A 17,064-nucleotide genomic window follows, 5' to 3' on the forward strand; every position below is an offset into this window, starting at 1 on the left:
CGTCCTTCCTTACATGAGGGTAGAACATGTCTCGTACTAATAGAAAAATAACAATCCCTGTCAGTATCGGCTATGGCTTAACAGATATTATGGGCGGCGGTGCGTTTACCGTTATCGGCGCCTGGCTTTTATTCTTTTACACGACATTTGTAGGTTTATCGCCGGTTGAAGCGGCCTCCATTGTCGCGATTGCCCGTATTGTCGATGCGGTCGTCAGTCTGTTTATGGGGAGCTTTACTGACCACTTTTATAAAAACCCGCTCGGTAAGCGTTTTGGTCGTCGGCGTTTCTTCTTGTTGATCGGCGCGCCGTTGATGCTGGTTTATATTCTGTTATGGGTTACCGGAATGAGCTTCTGGTTCTACCTGGCAGTATACCTGGCCTTTGAAATCATTGCGGCCGTTGTGTTGATCCCGTGGGAGACGCTGCCGTCTGAAATGACCAAGGATTTTAACTCACGTACCAAGCTCTCTACCTGCCGTATGTTCCTGTCGGCATCCGGGACCTTCCTCGCCACCTTTATTCCGGGTTTATTAATCAGCCATTTTGGCGAACACGATCCGCATGCCTACTTTATTAACGGTGTGGTCTTCGCGGTGCTGTTCATGTTCTGCGTGTTCATTTCCTGGAAAGTGACCTGGGAGCGCGAGTTAACGCCAGAGATGCTGGCCGAACTGGAACGCGATCGCCAACCGCGCTCATTCATCGAGAAAATCGCAGCCGTTGGCAACCTGTTTAAAGAGTATTTTTCCACGCTGAAGGTTCGTGCTTTCAGGAAACATCTGGCTATCTATCTGTTCTCGTTTACGGCGAAAGATGTCTATAACACGGTATTTGTCTTCTTCTGCGTGTACTGCCTGAATGTGTCGCCATCGCTGTCCGGGACGCTGCTGTCGATGAGTATTGTCGGTCTGCCGGTAACGCTGTTGGCCGGGGTGGCCATCATTAAATTTGGTCCATCGCGTCTGTACGTTTTCGCTTATACCCTGATGATGCTGTGCCTGGTCGGACTGTTTATGGTTTACCAGTTCCCGACCGAAAATAAAATCACCATTCTGGTCGTGCTGGCGGCATTGTATCAGGTCGGCCGCTGCGTTCTGGAGTTCACGCCGTGGAACGTATTCCCGTTCATCCCGGATATTGATGAGATGATCACGCGCCAGCGTCGTGAAGGCCTGTTTGCCGCGGTAATGACGTTCTCTCGTAAAACCACGGTAGCCATCGCAACCTTTATCGTGGGTGTGATGCTGCAAGAAGGGGGCTTTGTGAAGGGAAGCCAGGTACAGCCAGAAAGCGCGGTGAATACGATTGCGATGCTGCTGTTCATTGGAACGGCGGGTCTGTTGCTGATTGCGCTGTGGCAGGCCGTGACTTTCCGGCTCAATAAACGTACGCACAAAATCTTTGTTGATGAGGTTGAGCGTCTGAAAGCGAAAGGTTCGAAACACGATGTGACCCCAGAAACGCGCCGCATTGTAGAGGACCTGACCGGGTATTCTTATGCCGATTTGTGGAACGAACCGCAGCAAGCGGGCAGCAAGCTGAGCCGCCCTGCACAGGTAAACTAACGTCCTGCCGTGACAGCATGGGTAAGAAGCGATGACTTTTGCCTATGCTGTCACACAACTTAAAAATCATGTCATACCAATCGCCAATATATTAACGCAAATCAAAATCTCCTCAGATGAACTCGTTAATCTAGTATGGCAATCAACATTCTCTACAGCGAGTCAAAAAGATGCAGAATAAGCTATTAACCGCTAAGGCAACTCTCCCAACTTACGATCGCAGCAAACTGGTGCCGCGCATTGTACACCTCGGTTTTGGTGCATTTCACCGTGCCCATCAGGCTGTCTATGCCGATATTCTGGCCGCAGAACACGGCAGCGATTGGGGTTATACCGAAGTTAACCTGATCGGCGGTGAGCAGCAGATTGCCGACCTGAATCATCAGGACAATTTATACACCGTGGCAGAAATGTCCGCGGATGCATGGACTGCCCGCGTGGTGGGCGTCGTCAAAGAAGCGCTGCACGCCCAGGTCGATGGTCTGGAAACCGTGCTGGCAAAAATGTGTGAACCGCAGGTCGCGATTGTCTCCCTGACCATCACCGAAAAAGGCTATTGCCATTCTCCGGCTACCGGCCAACTGATGCTCGATCACCCATTTATTGTGGCTGACCTGCAAAACCCGCATCAGCCGAAATCCGCTCCTGGCGTGATTGTTGAAGCGCTGGCGCGTCGTAAAGCTGCTGGCTTGCCGGCGTTCAGCGTGATGTCCTGTGACAATATGCCAGAGAACGGTCACGTGATGCGTAACGTTGTCTGCGCCTATGCGCGCGCTGTCGATGCGGGTCTGGCCGACTGGATTGAGTCACACGTAACGTTCCCGTCGACCATGGTTGACCGTATTGTGCCCGCCGTCACCCCAGAAACGCTGGACAAAATTGAACAGCTGACCGGTGTTCGCGATCCGGCTGGCGTGGCATGTGAACCGTTCCGTCAGTGGGTTATCGAAGATAACTTCGTGGCTGGCCGTCCGGCGTGGGAAAAGGCGGGTGCGGAGCTGGTCAGCGATGTGATTCCGTTCGAAGAGATGAAGCTACGCATGCTGAACGGAAGCCACTCCTTCCTGGCATATCTGGGCTATCTGGCGGGCTACCAGCATATCAACGACTGCATGGGTGACGAAAATTACCGTCGCGCGGCGCATGACCTGATGCTGAAAGAGCAGGCGCCAACGCTGAAAGTGCAGAACGTCGATCTGGCGCGCTATGCTGACCTGCTAATCGAACGCTATACCAACCCGGCACTGCGCCACCGTACCTGGCAAATTGCGATGGACGGTAGCCAGAAACTGCCTCAGCGTATGCTGGATTCTGTGCGTTGGCATCTGGCGGATAACAGCAGCTTCGCGCTGTTGGCGCTGGGCGTGGCTGGCTGGATGCGCTACGTCGGCGGCGTCGATGAGCAAGGTAACGCTATCGAAGTGTGCGATCCACTGCTGCCGGTGATTCAGGCGGCGGTACAGCAGAGCGAAGAAGGTGAATCTCGCGTGAAAGCGCTGCTGGCAATCGAAGCTATCTTCGGCAAAGACCTGCCGCAGGAAGGGCAGTTTGTGGAGCTGGTGACGAGCGCCTATCTGTCGCTGCTGAACAAGGGCGCAAAAGCGACCGTCGCTGCTGCCGCTCAGTAAACGCTTTTCGTGCCGCCGTTCTGGCGGCACGCTTTCCTTCTATTCTTCTGACATTGCCTCTCATCGTTATTTCCCCTGCGGATTATGTGTCATCGCTTTATACCCTCATTAGCGGTCGTTTTGTGAGCGTGATAGCTTTTTTTATTCATTCATACTTGTATGGTAGTTTCTGTAATGATGTTATCCTGATGACTTATTGGACTGGAGATTAAACCATGACAAAAATTTCATTTAGTGAAATGAAGCGTACGGTTAAACAAGCATTTCTCAATGCTGGGCTAAGTGAGAAGCAGGCAGATATTTGTGCCCAGATTCATACTGAAACCAGCTGTGATGGAATTTTCTCTCATGGACTTAATCGCGTAGCGCGGTTTGTTGATTACGTTAATAAAGGCTGGGTCGATATTCAGGCGGAGCCTGAATTAATTAAATCGCTGGCTTCCATGGAAATATATGATGGCTGTCGAGGTATTGGCATTACCAACGCGTTATTTGCCACTGAACGGGCTATGGCGTTAGCGAAAGAATATGGCGTAGGCATTGTTGGTATGCGCAATACTACCCACTGGATGCGGGGGGGAACGTACGGCTGGAAAGCTGCCCAGCAAGGATATGCGGCAATGTGCTGGACGAATACGGAATCCTGTATGCCTGCCTGGGGAGCAAAAAATACTCGTCTGGGAAATAATCCCTTTGTCATGGCGGTGCCTACCGAGGAGGGAGCGCTGGTCCTGGATATGGCCATGTCGCAATATGCCTACGGCAAACTTCAAGTCACGCGGCTGAAAGGTGAAAAGCTGCCATTCCCCGGTGGTTACGATAAAGAGGGGAATTTGACGGATGAGCCGGGGCCAATCGAAGAGTCGATGCGTATTCTGCCGACCGGCTACTGGAAAGGTTCGGGTATGGCGATTCTGCTTGATGCGATGGCGGCATTTCTGACGGCCGGCTCCCCAACCAACGAGATTGACAAGGTTCAGGAGGGCAGCTGCACCGGGGCAAGTCAGGTCTATATGGTCTTTGACCCGACACATTTCGGCGGTGCGGAATGGAGTGAAACGATGGCCAAAAGCGTGGCTGATTACGTGAAAACCTCAACACCGGCGGAAGGTTGTCACGAAGTGTTCTATCCTGGGGAAATGGAAATGCGTAACCGCGCCAACTTTATGCGTTCCGGTATTCCCGTTGATGATGGCGTATGGGCAGAGGTTCAGCAGCTAGCGGAGCGAAATTAGCGGGAAACGGTTGTGAGCGGTAGGCCGGATAAGCGAAGCGCCATCCGGCAATGTGCGCGAGGTCTGCCGGATGGCGCTTCGCTTATCCGGCCTACAAAAAAATAGCAGGATGACGCTTCTTTATGTTCCTTTAAATAATTTGAAATAATGGACGGTTATTTTCACATTGGAACTATCATTTTGGTGAATTAATGCTATCGACATAGTCATAAATATGTCATGGTTATAGCGAAATAATAATGGAACCTCTGGAATAAGGAGCTCGGGCTATGTACAAAAAAATTCTTATGCCTGTAGATATTTTTGAAATGGATTTAAGCGATAAAGCGATTCGTCATGCCGTTTATCTGGCGGGCGAAGCGGGTGAGATTACGTTATTAAATGTATTGCCAAACAGCAATCGTTCTATTTTACGCGGCTTCGCAGCGGATATTAAAAAGTTTGAAGAGTTTATGCAGGCGGAATCCGTCAAAAAGATGAAAAACCTGCAGCGGCTCTTTGATATGCCCGCAGAGCGTCTGCACACCGACGTGCGCTTTGGCAATATCCGTGATGAAGTGATTGCGTTAAGCAAAACCGGTGAGTACGACGCTATCGTCATTGGTTCTCGTCAGCGCGGTATTTCGACGCATCTGCTCGGTTCGAACGCCGAATCTATTCTGCGCTACGCGAATATCCCAACCATGGTGATCCGATAAAAATAAGGCCTTCATTATTGAAGGCCTTGTTCCATTAATCTTCACTAAACCAATCGCTGTTTTCCTGGCGAATCAACAATACGGATTCCCCAATCTCCTGAAGATGCTGAGTCATCGCTTTATCCACTCTTGCGACATCACGTTTTTCCAGCGCATCAAAGATTTCATGATGCTGCTTTAATAGCATTTCCGGAGAGGATACATGGTCGAGGCTCATATAACGCACGCGGTCGATGGCGGCTTTAATATTTTCGATGGTGTCCCAGGCTAGCTGACAATCGGCAATATTTGACAGCAACTGGTGAAATTCGTCGTCGAGAAGGAAGAAATCATTTAATTGCTGACGGTCGATGGCAATGCGCTGTTGATGCAGATTCTGCTCAAGCTGGTAGCTTTGCGCATCGGTAATCATGGTGGCGGCCCGGCGCGCGACGGCACACTCGATGGCCTGGCGAACAAAACAACCGTTACGAACCTGAGACAGTGAAATCTTGTTCACATAACTGCCGCGCTGCGGGCGAATCTGAATCAGACCGTTTTCAGCGAGTTTAATAAACGCTTCGCGTACCGGCTGGCGGGAAACGTCAAACCGCAACGAGACCTCTTTTTCTGAAAGCGGGGTGCCTGGCGGAATAAGGCAGTGCACGATATCGCGACGCAGAATGCGATAAATTTGTTGGTTAACAGGTTGTGTTGGGTTCAGTTGGGTTTCGGCGGCCATTGAGTCGTTCTTATCAGCTGATTAAGCTGTTATTTTACGCTTTTTTTGCCGCCGAGCCCATACCCGACCGGTGGTCGGGTTGCGTTAAAATGCTAACTTTGGCGATGAACGCTCAGGCCTGCGTAAGTCTGGCTGACCGGCATCATCTCAACGGTGTTGATGTTGACGTGTTTTGGCAGCGTCGCTACCCACCATACCGCTTCCGTCACGTCTTCTGGTGTCAGCGCGTTGGCATTTTCGTAGGTTTTACCGGCTTTGCTGTCATCGCCTTTAAAGCGGACGTTGGAGAATTCGGTTCCCCCGACAAGGCCCGGCTCAATATCGGTCACGCGAACGGCTGTACCATGTAGATCGGTTCGCAGGTTCAGGCTGAACTGACGCACAAAGGCTTTCGTGGCGCCATAAACGTTACCGCCCGCATAAGGCCAGCTACCCGCGGTGGAACCAATATTAATCACGTGCCCACGATTGCGCTCGACCATACCTGGCAGCACGGCACGCGTCATATACACCAGACCTTTGTTGTTGGTGTCGATCATGTCTTCCCAGTCTTCAACGCTTGCGCGGTGCGCCGGCTCCAGACCCAGCGCCAGCCCGGCGTTGTTGACCAGAATATCGATATCGCGCCATTCTGCAGGCAGGTTAGCAATGGTTTCTTCAATGGCCGCGCGGTTACGCACGTCCAACTGCACGGTCAGGACGCTATCGCCTAATTCATCTTTGAGCGCTTTTAAACGTTCATTGCGGCGACCTGTGGCAATCACTTTGTGTCCGTTGGCAATAAAACGGCGCGTAATGCTTTCGCCAAAACCCGCCGTTGCTCCGGTTACCAGTACGATCATCTCTCTGTTCCTTCAACGCGTTAGTGTGCTATCTACGATAGCAGAACACGCAGTTTTCAATCATCTGTTTTGTAATGAGATTTTTTCTTTCAGCAAAACCCCAGCAAAATCTGCCACTTTGCCAGCCTGGTCTTCGGCATGAGACGATTAAGCCGCTATATCCTATACTCTCTATAGCGACGTTCGCCGGAGGTTCAACATGTACACTCCAATTGTTGCAATCATGTTCGTCTTACTGGTTACACAGGCGCTTGTTGAGATTGGCGTGCTGAAACCCTGAACGACGACAGCGTCTGCTGAGCCCATGGTTTCACGGGAAACGGCCGATGCGCATAGAAGGTAAATGGCCTTCAATCAACACCATTCCTGCGGATAGCGTTCTGCCAGCCTGTCTATTTCTTGAATTTCCTCAATACGCTATTGTCACTATAGGGAAAAACAGTCGTTTTTTCGGGTAAAACCATTGCGGTCTATCAGGGGCTTGTTACTCTGAAGCCTGTTATTTTCAGGAGCACAAGATGTCGGCCATGAATCCATTTTTTGCCAGCAGTACGTTACCTTACCAGGCACCGCAGTTCGATGCGATTAACGACAGCCACTATCGCCCAGCTTTTGATGAAGCGCTCAAGCGCAAGCGTCAGGAGATCGCCGACATTGCCAATAACCCCGCGGCAGCCACCTTCGATAACACATTTGTGGCGCTTGAAAAGAGCGGTGAGATGCTCTCACGCGTGAACGCGGTCTTCTTTGCGATGGCGGCCTCGCATAGCAACGATGAAATACAGCGTCTTGATGAAGCTTTTTCGGCAGAGCTTGCTGGGTTGGCTAACGACATCTACCTGAATGATGCCCTGTTTGCGCGTATTGAAAGTGTGTGGCAGCAGCGTGATTCTCTCGGCCTGGATGCGGAGTCTCTGCGTCTGGTAGAGGTGGTTTATCAACGCTTTATTCAGGCCGGGGCCAAACTTGGCCCGGTGGAAAAAGCAGAGCTGAAAACCCTCAACACGGAAGCAGCAACCCTAAGTAGCCAGTTCCACCAGTGTCTGCTTGGCGCGGCGAAAAATGGCGGCCTGGTGGTAGAAAGCGCAGACGAGCTGCTGGGGTTTAGCGATGATGAAATCGCGGCGGCGGCGAGTGCCGCTGAAGACCGCGGGTTAACCGGGCGTTGGCTTATTCCACTGGTCAATACCACTCAGCAACCTGCGCTGGCAGCGTTGCAGCGACGCGATACGCGTGAAAAATTGTTTAAAGCGGCCTGGGCGCGTAATCAGCAGGGGGACAACAATGACACCCGCGAAAAACTGCTGAAACTGGTGGCCCTCCGTGCGCGCCAGGCGGCACTGCTGGGTTATGAGGACTATGCCAGCTGGAGCATGGCTGATCAAATGGCGAAAACGCCAAAAGCGGCGTTTGATTTTATGCGTGAGATTGCGCCAGCGGCACGAGCGCGCGCGGAAAGCGAACTTGCTGATATTCAGGCCCTTATCGATAGCAAATCTGCCTCATTTGAGGCGCAAGCGTGGGACTGGTTGTTCTATTCAGAGCAGGTTCGTCGGGATAAATACGCTATCGACGAAGCCCAGATTAAACCCTGGTTTGCCCTTGAGCGCGTCCTGATTGACGGTGTTTTCTGGTCCGCAAGCCAGTTGTTCGGTATTCAATTTATCGAACGCTTTGACCTGCCGGTATATCACCCGGATGTCCGCGTCTGGGAGATTTTCGACGCCAATGGCGAGGGGATGGCGCTGTTTTACGGCGACTTCTTCGCCCGAGATAGCAAAAGCGGCGGGGCGTGGATGGACAATTTTGTACCGCAGTCCACTCTGCTGGGAACGCGTCCGGTTATCTATAACGTTTGCAACTATCAGAAGCCCGCCGCCGGTAAAAGCGCGCTGATCTCCTGGGACGATGTGATCACGCTGTTCCATGAATTTGGCCATGCGCTGCATGGGCTGTTTGCCAATCAACGTTATGCCACGCTCTCTGGCACCAGCACGCCACGTGATTTTGTTGAGTTTCCTTCGCAAATCAACGAACACTGGGCGAGTCATCCTGACGTCTTTGCTCACTATGCCCGTCACTATGAAACCGGCGAGCCAATGCCAGAGGCGCTGCGTCAGAGTCTGTTCCGAGCCTCAAACTTTAATAAAGGCTACGATATGACAGAATTGTTGAGTGCGGCGCTGCTGGATATGAACTGGCATAGCCTTAACGTCAATGCGCTACCGCAAAATGTTGAACAGTTTGAAGCTGAGGCTTTAATTAAAGAGAAATTGGATCTTGCCGCAGTGCCGCCACGCTATCGCAGCAGCTATTTCTCGCATATTTTCGGCGGTGGTTATGCCGCGGGATACTATGCCTATTTATGGACGCAGATGCTGGCAGATGACGGTTACCAATGGTTTGTCGAGCACGGCGGATTGAATCGTGAAAATGGTCAGCGTTTCCGTGAAGCTATTTTGTCCCGCGGAAACAGTAGCGATTTAGAAACGCTTTATCGTGATTGGCGTGGCCACGATCCGCTTATTGCGGCGATGCTGAAAAACCGTGGCTTAAGTGAATAAACGTCGCTGCTAAATCAATACCTGGCACCGAGCCTGGTGCCAGGCATCATAAAATAGATATAAAAAAAACCCGCACACAGGTCTGGCGGGTCAAGTACGTCAAAATAGAGCATTCTTGCTATCATTCCTGGAGGAAGGACAACGGCGCTATTTTTACGAAATGTTAACAGTTACACAACCTGACATATTCGGTAGGGTGAAAAGGTAAAATGATTATTGTAATGGGGCGAGCACTCTTTACAAATACGTGAGGTTGTTGACGAAACTCACCATTCGGCTTGCTATTATCGCTGTGTAAATCGTTGAGTTAATGGATTTAATTTCGATATTCAGCCCGGAGGCAACCATGAAAACATCCCCGCTCAAAACGCGTCGCGAGTCTATCTGGTCGAATCGACCTGAACATCAGGACCTGCAGGAATCCCGCTCTGGCAGACCATGGGCAGGCCGTCAGGCGAGCTGCCGGAGTAAAAAAGCGTGGAAGCAATCAGGGCTGAATAATGTACTTGTCGTTTAGCATTAGTTGAATAAAGCGGTGCTAAAGTTATGCCCAGCAACGGTTATCTAATCAGGAAGAGCGGATGACTGTAGAAACAAAAAATCTATCCATGCAAGCATTTATACCGCCAGTATGACTGGCGGTTTTTTTTGGCCGTTAATCATTCCATCTTCCGCTAAAATAGGCAGTCAGGAAACCGGAAAGCAGAATGAGCCCATTCCAACCAGAAACACTTGCATATTATCCAGCATGATGACCTCCTCTTTAACGATTCTCATCACGAGCACCTACAAGCCTACTGATTTAAACTTAGACTAACGCCACCGTTTGTTAATTAATTATTTGTTGCAGTAAATTTTTTTCTGTATGCCAGCGGGCTTGTTGCAAAATGTTGCTGAAAACGAAAACGCAGATTTTTCGCATTGCCGAAGCCACTGAGTTCCGCCACTTTTTCGACGCTATCACGACTGTTGGTCAGACGGTACTGGGCATGCTGCAGCCGCTCGTCCAGCAGCCAGCGGGCAGGGGTTTTTCCTGTGGCATCCTGAAAGCGCCGCAGAAATGTCCGCTCACTCATGCCCACACGCTTCGCGAGCGAACTTACGCTATGGCTTTCCGCCAGATGCTGATAAAGATAATCAAATAGCATCCCGAGACGCAGGCTTTCACGATCCCTCGCGACCGGTTGTTTTATCTGCTGCTTCTGTGCGCCGTCACGATGCGGCTGAATCACCAGCCGCCGCGCTACCTGATTCGCTGCCTCAAGGCCATAGTCCAACCGCACAACGTGCAGGCAGAGATCGATGCCTGCCGCGCTGCCCGCAGAGGTCAGCACGTTTCCGGCGGCGATATACAGCACATCCTCAACGACATCGATGGCCGGATAGCGCGTCTGAAGCTGTTCAACGTAGCGCCAGTGGGTAGTGGCGCGTCTGCCATCAAGCAGACCGGCTGCTGCCAGGACAAAAACGCCGGAGCAGATAGAAAGCACCCGACAGCCTCGCTCGTGGGCTTGCCTGAGTGCCAGGCAGAGTGTTGATGGGACCTCGGCATCCATTCCACGCCAGCCGGGAACGACAATGGTGTCAGCTTTCTCCAGTAGGCTTAAATCGCCGTCAGACATCACCCGTACGCCGCCCGTTGCCCGCAGCTCACCGTTATCAACGGCGGCCACGGAAAAGCGGTACCAGTCATCGCCCATTTCAGGTCTCGGTAAGCCAAAAATTTCTACCGCCACGCCAAATTCAAAGGTGCACAGCCCGTCATAGGCAAGTACAACCACCAACGGGGCGCAGTTTGTCATTTTCTGGCTGTTTTCTGTCATCTCTACGGGCGGTTGTTGCATGGGGTGCCTGTTTATACTCATTCGGTCGTTGCCATAGTGGTAACACAGAACCGGAGAATAAACGATGAGTTACGTGACTGAGTATCCTGCCGCCAACCCCGCTGACGCCCTGGCGCATTTCCGCCAGCGGCTGAGCTTTGAGACCGACTGCGCGGATGTCCATGCGGCAATGCAGCAACATGACGTTGATTTCGTGTTGCTGCACGTTGTCGGAAGTACAGAAGCGTTCGAACGTCGTCACATTCCCGGAGCCATTCACCTACGTCACGCGGATATTACCGCTGAGCGTATGCAGGCCTGGCCTGAGGATACGCTGTTTGTGGCCTACTGCGCGGGGCCGCACTGCAACGGTGCCGATCAGGCTGCGTGGAAACTGGCCGCGCTTGGGCGCGCGGTGAAAATTATGATTGGCGGCATCACCGGTTGGCAGGATGAAGGATTTGCCTTTCAATCGGGATCATGAACATTTTAAATTTCTCCTGACGGATTTTCACTCCTTCCCTCGAACGTTGTGGTAAATATTCGTCAAAGTTCATGATTTATGCCCCGGAAGAATAGGCATGTTGATATCCGTGGCTAAATACTGAGTGATTCGTTGTTGGGTATTTAGTTGTATTAAATATCCTCCAGAAAATAGAGCTTGAATAAGCACGCATAATCAATTCGCCGTACCAGTGTTCTGTAGAATCATGTTTTTAAAGGAACAGTAGGTGAGTTTATGACTCTGAAAGGGACATTTATTATTAGTGGCGCTGATTATTCTCCGCTTTCTATTTATGGAGTGGGTACGTTTATGGCATTTTCCGGTAATGGCATATACAGGAATAAGGGGGCATGTGCGACGATTTCGGGAAATGGGCCAATTCCTGCGGGTAAATACTGGATTGTTGACCGTCCGGAAGGCGGTGTGAAATCAAGAGTAAATGCGGGTGTCAGGGACATGTATAATCATTTTGCGAGTGGTGCTACGTTCAAGCATTCGGAGTGGTTTGCGTTGTGGCGAGATGATTGGAATATCGATGACTACATGTGGATAGAAAGCGTTAAACGGGGTAATTTCCGCTTGCACCCTGGCGTGCTCTCGGATGGATGCATCACGTTGGCGCATGATTCAGACTTTGCCTTGCTCCGAGATGCGTTGCTAAGAACGACGAAGGTAGACGTCCCCTGTATGAAAAAACTGAAATCTTACGGGACGATAGAGGTGGTTGCCAATGGCACGACATGCCCTTAGCTTATTCATTAAAATAGCATTATTTATTGTCATTATGGTTGCTGTTATGAAGTGGGTTCCTTATGAAGGGCTGGTTGATTCAATCATGAAACGGTTCGATTACCAGAGCGCTGATAAGGTTACGCACTTTATTTTAGGGGAGCCGGACGCAGAGGTTTGGGAATCACTATCAGAATACTTCAGCGTACTAATAAATACGCTAATTAGTGTTCCTGTTCTGAGCGTGATTACCACTGTTTATATAGGGATCGTGAACGAAACTCATTATGTGAACCTTCTTGTAGTGTGTGTGTCATTAGCATTCCGCAGATTCGCAAAAATATTCGGGTTTACTTTTCTGTTTTGGAGTTTGTTCCGCGTGCTGCCATATGAATCGCTATTTTCTAATAGGATGTATTCAGGATTCGAACTGGTATCAATCGTGATATCTCACTTGCTCTTGACTATTACCTGTTATTGGTTAATCACAAACAAAATCACTTTTAAAAGGAATTAATAATATGCCTATTCCAGCTTACATGTGGCTTAAAGACGATGGCGGTGCTGACATAAAAGGTTCTGTAGATGTACAGAATCGCGAGGGTAGCATCGAAGTCATCGGATTCAGTCACGGACTAAATCTGCCGGTCGATAGTGTTAACGGCACTATAACAGGTAAGCGCAGCCACTCGCCGATGCTGATTGAGAAAGAGTTCGATTCCTCATCTCCTTATCTCTACAAAGCGGTAGCGACTGGACAGAAGCTGAAAAGCGCCGAAATACGTTGGTACCGTATTAATGATGCAGGGCAAGAAGAGTGTTATTTCATCATGACAATCGAGGGTGTGAAGGTTACCGGTGTGAATCCAGGTATGCCAAACGCTAAGATGGCCGGGAATGCGCAGATTAATCACATGGAAGCGGTGTCGCTGATGTATGAGCGTATCACCTGGAAATACTGTGACGGGAATGTGCAGTACACGGACGATTGGAATATTCGCACATGAAAATACCTGTATTAATTATGATTGGCGGTATCACCGGTTGGCAGGATGAAGGATTTGTCTTTCAATCGGGATCATGAAAATTTTTCAATAGTCATGAAGATTTCTCGTTTGCCTGAATGACGGCCAAATGACACTATCTGGACATATAGCCATCCAGAAGTCTAAATGGTTCAAATAATAAATTATCACTCAGGGCAACGAGTTTGCCTGATGGAGTAAGGAGATCGCATGACACATCAACACGCCCCTTATCGCGCCGACATCGTTGGCAGTTTTTTACGCCCTCTGGCGATTAAAGAAGCCCGCCAGCAGTTAGCCAACGGCGAAATCAACGCGCAGCAGCTTCGTGCCGTAGAGGATGCCGAGATTCGGCGCGTGGTGCAGCATCAGTGCGACTGCGGTCTGCATGTGGTCACCGACGGTGAATTCCGTCGCGCCTGGTGGCACTTTGATTTCTTTGATGGACTACAGGGCGTAGAGCGTTACGACTCCGATAAGGGCATTCAGTTCAACGGGGTACAAACGCGTGCCCACGGCATTCGTGTGACCGGTAAGCTGGGCTTTGGCGAGCACCCAATGCTCGAAGATTTTCGCTTCCTGAAGAGCATCAGCGGTGATGCCACGCCAAAAATGACTATCCCAAGCCCGAGCGTGCTGCATTTCCGCGGTGGTCGTAAAGATATCGATGCCAACGTATACCCGGATCTGGCCGATTACTTTAACGATCTGGCTGACACCTGGCGCGACGCTATCCGCGCATTTTATGACGCAGGCTGTCGCTATCTGCAGTTGGATGACACCGTCTGGGCGTACCTGTGCTCTGACGACCAGCGCCGTCAGGTACGTGAACGCGGTGACGACCCGGATAAGCTGGCGGCTATCTATGGCGACGTGCTGAATCGCGCGCTGGAAGGAAAACCGGATGACCTGATCGTTGGTCTGCACGTGTGTCGCGGTAACTTCCGCTCTACCTGGATTTCCGAAGGCGGCTACGAGCCGGTGGCGGAGATTCTGTTTGGTCGCGTGAATGTTGATGCGTTCTTCCTTGAGTATGACAACGACCGTTCCGGTGATTTTGCGCCGCTGCGCTTTATTCGTCCTGGGCATCAGAAAGCCGTGCTGGGGCTTATCACCACCAAAAACGGTGAACTGGAAAACCCACAGGGTGTGAAAGCGCGCGTAGAAGAAGCATCACAGTATGTCGCGCTGGATCAAATTTGCCTGAGCCCGCAGTGTGGATTTGCCTCGACGGAAGAGGGGAACAGCCTGAGCGAGCAGCAGCAGTGGGATAAAGTGCGTCTTGTGACCGGGATTGCGGCTGATATCTGGTAATTTCTGTGCATCCCGGCGGCGCTTCGCTTGGCCGGGATGCACAACGGGTAGCCCGGGCGAGGCGGAACACTGACCCCGCGAAAGCCTTCACGCAACGCTAACCGTCGCTCCCCAGGAACTGGCCTTAATGCCGCGAATAATCAGCCACCACGCCAGCACGATAACCACCATCATAATAGGGAACAGCGCGTAAGGCGCGAAATGCGTCAGTATCTGCCCGGTCAACAGCGGGTTCAGCGCTGCACCAAGCCAGCCCAGCGCCTGCGCGGAGAAATAGCTGGCCTTCATGCCCGGTGGGGCAATGTTATCAATCAGCATATATTCACCCGGCGCGTAAATAACCTCGCCCAGCGTAAAGACCGCCGCTGCCAGCCCCCAGAACAGCAGGTTGCTTCCCGATATCATAAAACCGGCCAGACCCAGCACATAACACAGGGTGCCGAAGGTCATTAGCGGTTTCAGGTTGCTGGCCGTTAGGCGGCGACCGATGGCGTACTGCAACGTCACCACCACCGCAGCGTTAACCGGCAGGATCACCGCCACCACTTTCTCGGCAAAAGTGCTATCGCCAAACGTCAGTACGTACTGAGACATACAGGTGGCGAATGAGCCGCCAACGAACGAGGCCAGCAGGCCGGAAAGGGTAAACCACAGCAGGGCCCGGTCGTGCAACAGCACGGACGGCGACCAGGCCACCGGCGTCTCCGTCATTTCAGCGGAATTGACGTGCGCCACGTAGCGCTGGATAAACAATAGCGGGAACGCAGCGCAAATCGCCGCCAGCCAGAACGGCAGGTTAATGCTGTGCATCACCAACAGCGTGCCAATCGGCGGGCCAATGGTCCAGCCAATATTGAGGAAGGTGTAGTTAAGCGAAAAGATGCGCGCTTTGGTCGTTGCCGTCAGCGTATCGGAGAAATACGCCTTCAGAACGGTTGAGAAAACCGAGTACGAGCAGTTGATTAGTGAGAAAAAGAACACCACCAGCGGCACGTTGTGTACCAACGGGATCGCGACAAAACCGGCGATAAAAAATGTCACGGCTATCAGCATATAGCGCTTCTTATCGAACTTGTCCGCCAGAATGCCGAAGCCAAGGCTGAAGATGACGCCGACTACCAGGGCGATGGACAGCGCATAGCCGATAGCGTCTACCTTCATTGCGTACTGCCGCGTGAGGTAAATAGTCATAAACGGCAGCGTTGCACCGCGCCCGATGGTTAATAGTAACGACGAGGCCAGCAGCGCAATCGTGGATCGTCTGGTTGTTGGTTTCATTTTCCTGCCCGAGAGATGTGGTTGTGTTTTTTTTGTTATCTCTTTCACAAATATCACGCCATAAGAAGCTTGTATAGATAAGTCCGTGTCGGGAAGTGCGATCGCAGCCTGCCAGAAATAATGATCTATTCCTGGGCTGAATTTTTCGTTACTTTGAATGTGTTTACATAAATTTAAAAAACGGTGGAGCGTGTATGACGCGTAAAGATGGGCTTCTAGCACTGCTGGTAGTGGTGGTATGGGGACTGAATTTTGTGGTTATCAAAGTTGGGCTGCATGGCATGCCGCCGCTGCTGCTGGCGGGACTTCGCTTCCTGTTTGTCGCCTTTCCTGCGCTGTTCTTTGTGCCGCGCCCCCGTGTACCGCTGCCGTTGTTGCTGGGCTATGCGCTGACCATCAGCTTTGGCCAGTTTGCCTTCTTGTTCTGCGCCATTAACTTCGGCATGCCAGCCGGATTAGCGTCACTGGTCCTCCAGGCGCAGGCCTTCTTTACCATCATTCTTGGGGCGTTTGTCTTCGGTGAACGCTTGCAGCGTAAGCAACTGGTGGGGATCTCGCTGGCCGTGTTTGGCGTGCTGGTGCTGATTGAGACCAGTATGACCGGGCAGCACGTGCAGCTATTGGGCTTTATGCTGACGCTAGGCGCCGCGCTTTGTTGGGCGTGCGGCAATATCTTCAACAAAAAGATTATGCTACACCCGTCGAAAACCGGCGTGATGTCGCTGGTGGTATGGAGCGCGCTGATTCCGATAGGGCCGTTTATGCTGAGCTCATGGGTGTTCGAAGGCCCACACCTGATGGCGCAAAGCCTCATTCATATTAATCTCACCACCGTGCTGTCGCTGGCCTACCTCTCTTTTGTTGCGAGTATCATTGGCTATGGGATATGGGGCTCACTGCTGGGGCGTTATGAAACCTGGCGCGTGGCACCGCTGTCGTTGCTGGTACCGGTGGTTGGGCTGGCTAGTGCAGCGCTGCTGCTGGATGAGACGCTGACGGCCATGCAGTTGGTGGGCGCACTGCTGATTATGGCCGGGCTGTTGATTAACGTCTTTGGTCTGAAGATCCCGGGGTTTCGCCGAGCGGTGAAGGGATAGGGCAATAAAAAAGCCCCGCCGGAGCGGGGCAACAGCG

16 protein-coding genes are annotated in these 17,064 nt (G+C 51.6%); 11 read left to right on the forward strand and 5 right to left on the reverse strand.

The genetic code is table 11. The annotated features are described in order from the left end of the window. Positions 1–26 precede the first annotated feature (26 nt). The 4 genes from MY052_RS11310 to MY052_RS11325 all read left to right on the forward strand — a co-directional run bounded on the left by MY052_RS11310 (position 27) and on the right by MY052_RS11325 (position 5,129). Positions 27–1,568 carry an MFS transporter gene (locus MY052_RS11310; protein WP_248538829.1) on the forward strand — a complete coding sequence of 514 codons (1,542 nt, stop codon included), beginning with the start codon at positions 27–29 and terminating at the stop codon, positions 1,566–1,568. A 170-nt stretch (positions 1,569–1,738) separates the two neighbouring features. Then, complete coding sequence (locus MY052_RS11315) at positions 1,739–3,196, forward strand: mannitol dehydrogenase family protein (protein ID WP_248538830.1); 1,458 nt, start codon at positions 1,739–1,741, stop codon at positions 3,194–3,196. A gap of 215 nt (positions 3,197–3,411) precedes the next feature. After that, positions 3,412–4,431, forward strand: a complete 1,020-nt coding sequence (gene yiaK / locus MY052_RS11320; RefSeq protein WP_248538831.1) for a 3-dehydro-L-gulonate 2-dehydrogenase — start codon at positions 3,412–3,414, stop codon at positions 4,429–4,431. A 269-nt stretch (positions 4,432–4,700) separates the two neighbouring features. Then, positions 4,701–5,129: a universal stress protein gene (locus MY052_RS11325; RefSeq protein ID WP_035897121.1), complete on the forward strand. Its 429-nt coding sequence runs from the start codon at positions 4,701–4,703 to the stop codon at positions 5,127–5,129. Positions 5,130–5,163: 34 nt separating this feature from the next. Here MY052_RS11325 and MY052_RS11330 read toward each other — a convergent pair whose 3' ends face one another. Beyond that, positions 5,164–5,850 (reverse strand): GntR family transcriptional regulator, encoded by a 687-nt coding sequence (locus MY052_RS11330; RefSeq protein WP_035897123.1) that lies wholly within the window; start codon positions 5,848–5,850, stop codon positions 5,164–5,166. A gap of 92 nt (positions 5,851–5,942) precedes the next feature. After that, positions 5,943–6,692, reverse strand: coding sequence for a bifunctional NADP-dependent 3-hydroxy acid dehydrogenase/3-hydroxypropionate dehydrogenase YdfG (ydfG, locus tag MY052_RS11335; protein WP_035897125.1), 750 nt, complete (start codon positions 6,690–6,692; stop codon positions 5,943–5,945). Between the two features lie 518 nt (positions 6,693–7,210). On the opposite strand from ydfG, the gene dcp reads away from it, so the two are divergent. Continuing rightward, positions 7,211–9,256 (forward strand): peptidyl-dipeptidase Dcp, encoded by a 2,046-nt coding sequence (dcp, locus tag MY052_RS11340; protein WP_248538832.1) that lies wholly within the window; start codon positions 7,211–7,213, stop codon positions 9,254–9,256. A gap of 346 nt (positions 9,257–9,602) precedes the next feature. Beyond that, a complete protein-coding gene (locus MY052_RS11345) occupies positions 9,603–9,773 on the forward strand; it encodes a hypothetical protein (protein ID WP_185064505.1) in 171 nt (56 codons plus the stop codon). Between the two features lie 138 nt (positions 9,774–9,911). Here MY052_RS11345 and MY052_RS24300 read toward each other — a convergent pair whose 3' ends face one another. Continuing rightward, complete coding sequence (locus tag MY052_RS24300; protein ID WP_420828642.1) at positions 9,912–9,965, reverse strand: hypothetical protein; 54 nt, start codon at positions 9,963–9,965, stop codon at positions 9,912–9,914. Positions 9,966–10,089: 124 nt separating this feature from the next. Continuing rightward, positions 10,090–11,079, reverse strand: a complete 990-nt coding sequence (gene ftrA / locus MY052_RS11355; protein WP_248538932.1) for a transcriptional regulator FtrA — start codon at positions 11,077–11,079, stop codon at positions 10,090–10,092. 85 nt (positions 11,080–11,164) lie between these two features. Here ftrA and MY052_RS11360 point away from each other — a divergent pair, with 85 nt between their 5' ends. The 4 genes from MY052_RS11360 (at position 11,165) to MY052_RS11375 (ending at position 14,652) form a co-directional block, all read left to right on the forward strand. Then, positions 11,165–11,563 (forward strand): rhodanese-like domain-containing protein, encoded by a 399-nt coding sequence (locus MY052_RS11360; RefSeq protein WP_248538833.1) that lies wholly within the window; start codon positions 11,165–11,167, stop codon positions 11,561–11,563. A 255-nt stretch (positions 11,564–11,818) separates the two neighbouring features. Further along, complete coding sequence (locus tag MY052_RS11365; protein WP_035895750.1) at positions 11,819–12,334, forward strand: DUF2778 domain-containing protein; 516 nt, start codon at positions 11,819–11,821, stop codon at positions 12,332–12,334. A gap of 500 nt (positions 12,335–12,834) precedes the next feature. Continuing rightward, positions 12,835–13,320, forward strand: a complete 486-nt coding sequence (locus tag MY052_RS11370; RefSeq protein ID WP_035895746.1) for an Hcp family type VI secretion system effector — start codon at positions 12,835–12,837, stop codon at positions 13,318–13,320. A 228-nt stretch (positions 13,321–13,548) separates the two neighbouring features. After that, positions 13,549–14,652 (forward strand): cobalamin-independent methionine synthase II family protein, encoded by a 1,104-nt coding sequence (locus tag MY052_RS11375; RefSeq protein ID WP_248538834.1) that lies wholly within the window; start codon positions 13,549–13,551, stop codon positions 14,650–14,652. A gap of 87 nt (positions 14,653–14,739) precedes the next feature. Here MY052_RS11375 and ydeE read toward each other — a convergent pair whose 3' ends face one another. Then, positions 14,740–15,930: an efflux MFS transporter YdeE gene (ydeE, locus tag MY052_RS11380; RefSeq protein WP_248538835.1), complete on the reverse strand. Its 1,191-nt coding sequence runs from the start codon at positions 15,928–15,930 to the stop codon at positions 14,740–14,742. Positions 15,931–16,124: 194 nt separating this feature from the next. Here ydeE and eamA point away from each other — a divergent pair, with 194 nt between their 5' ends. Beyond that, complete coding sequence (gene eamA / locus MY052_RS11385) at positions 16,125–17,027, forward strand: O-acetylserine/cysteine exporter (protein ID WP_123651965.1); 903 nt, start codon at positions 16,125–16,127, stop codon at positions 17,025–17,027. Positions 17,028–17,064 lie beyond the last annotated feature (37 nt).

This window comes from Kluyvera ascorbata (genome assembly GCF_023195735.1).
Lineage (GTDB): Bacteria > Pseudomonadota > Gammaproteobacteria > Enterobacterales > Enterobacteriaceae > Kluyvera > Kluyvera ascorbata.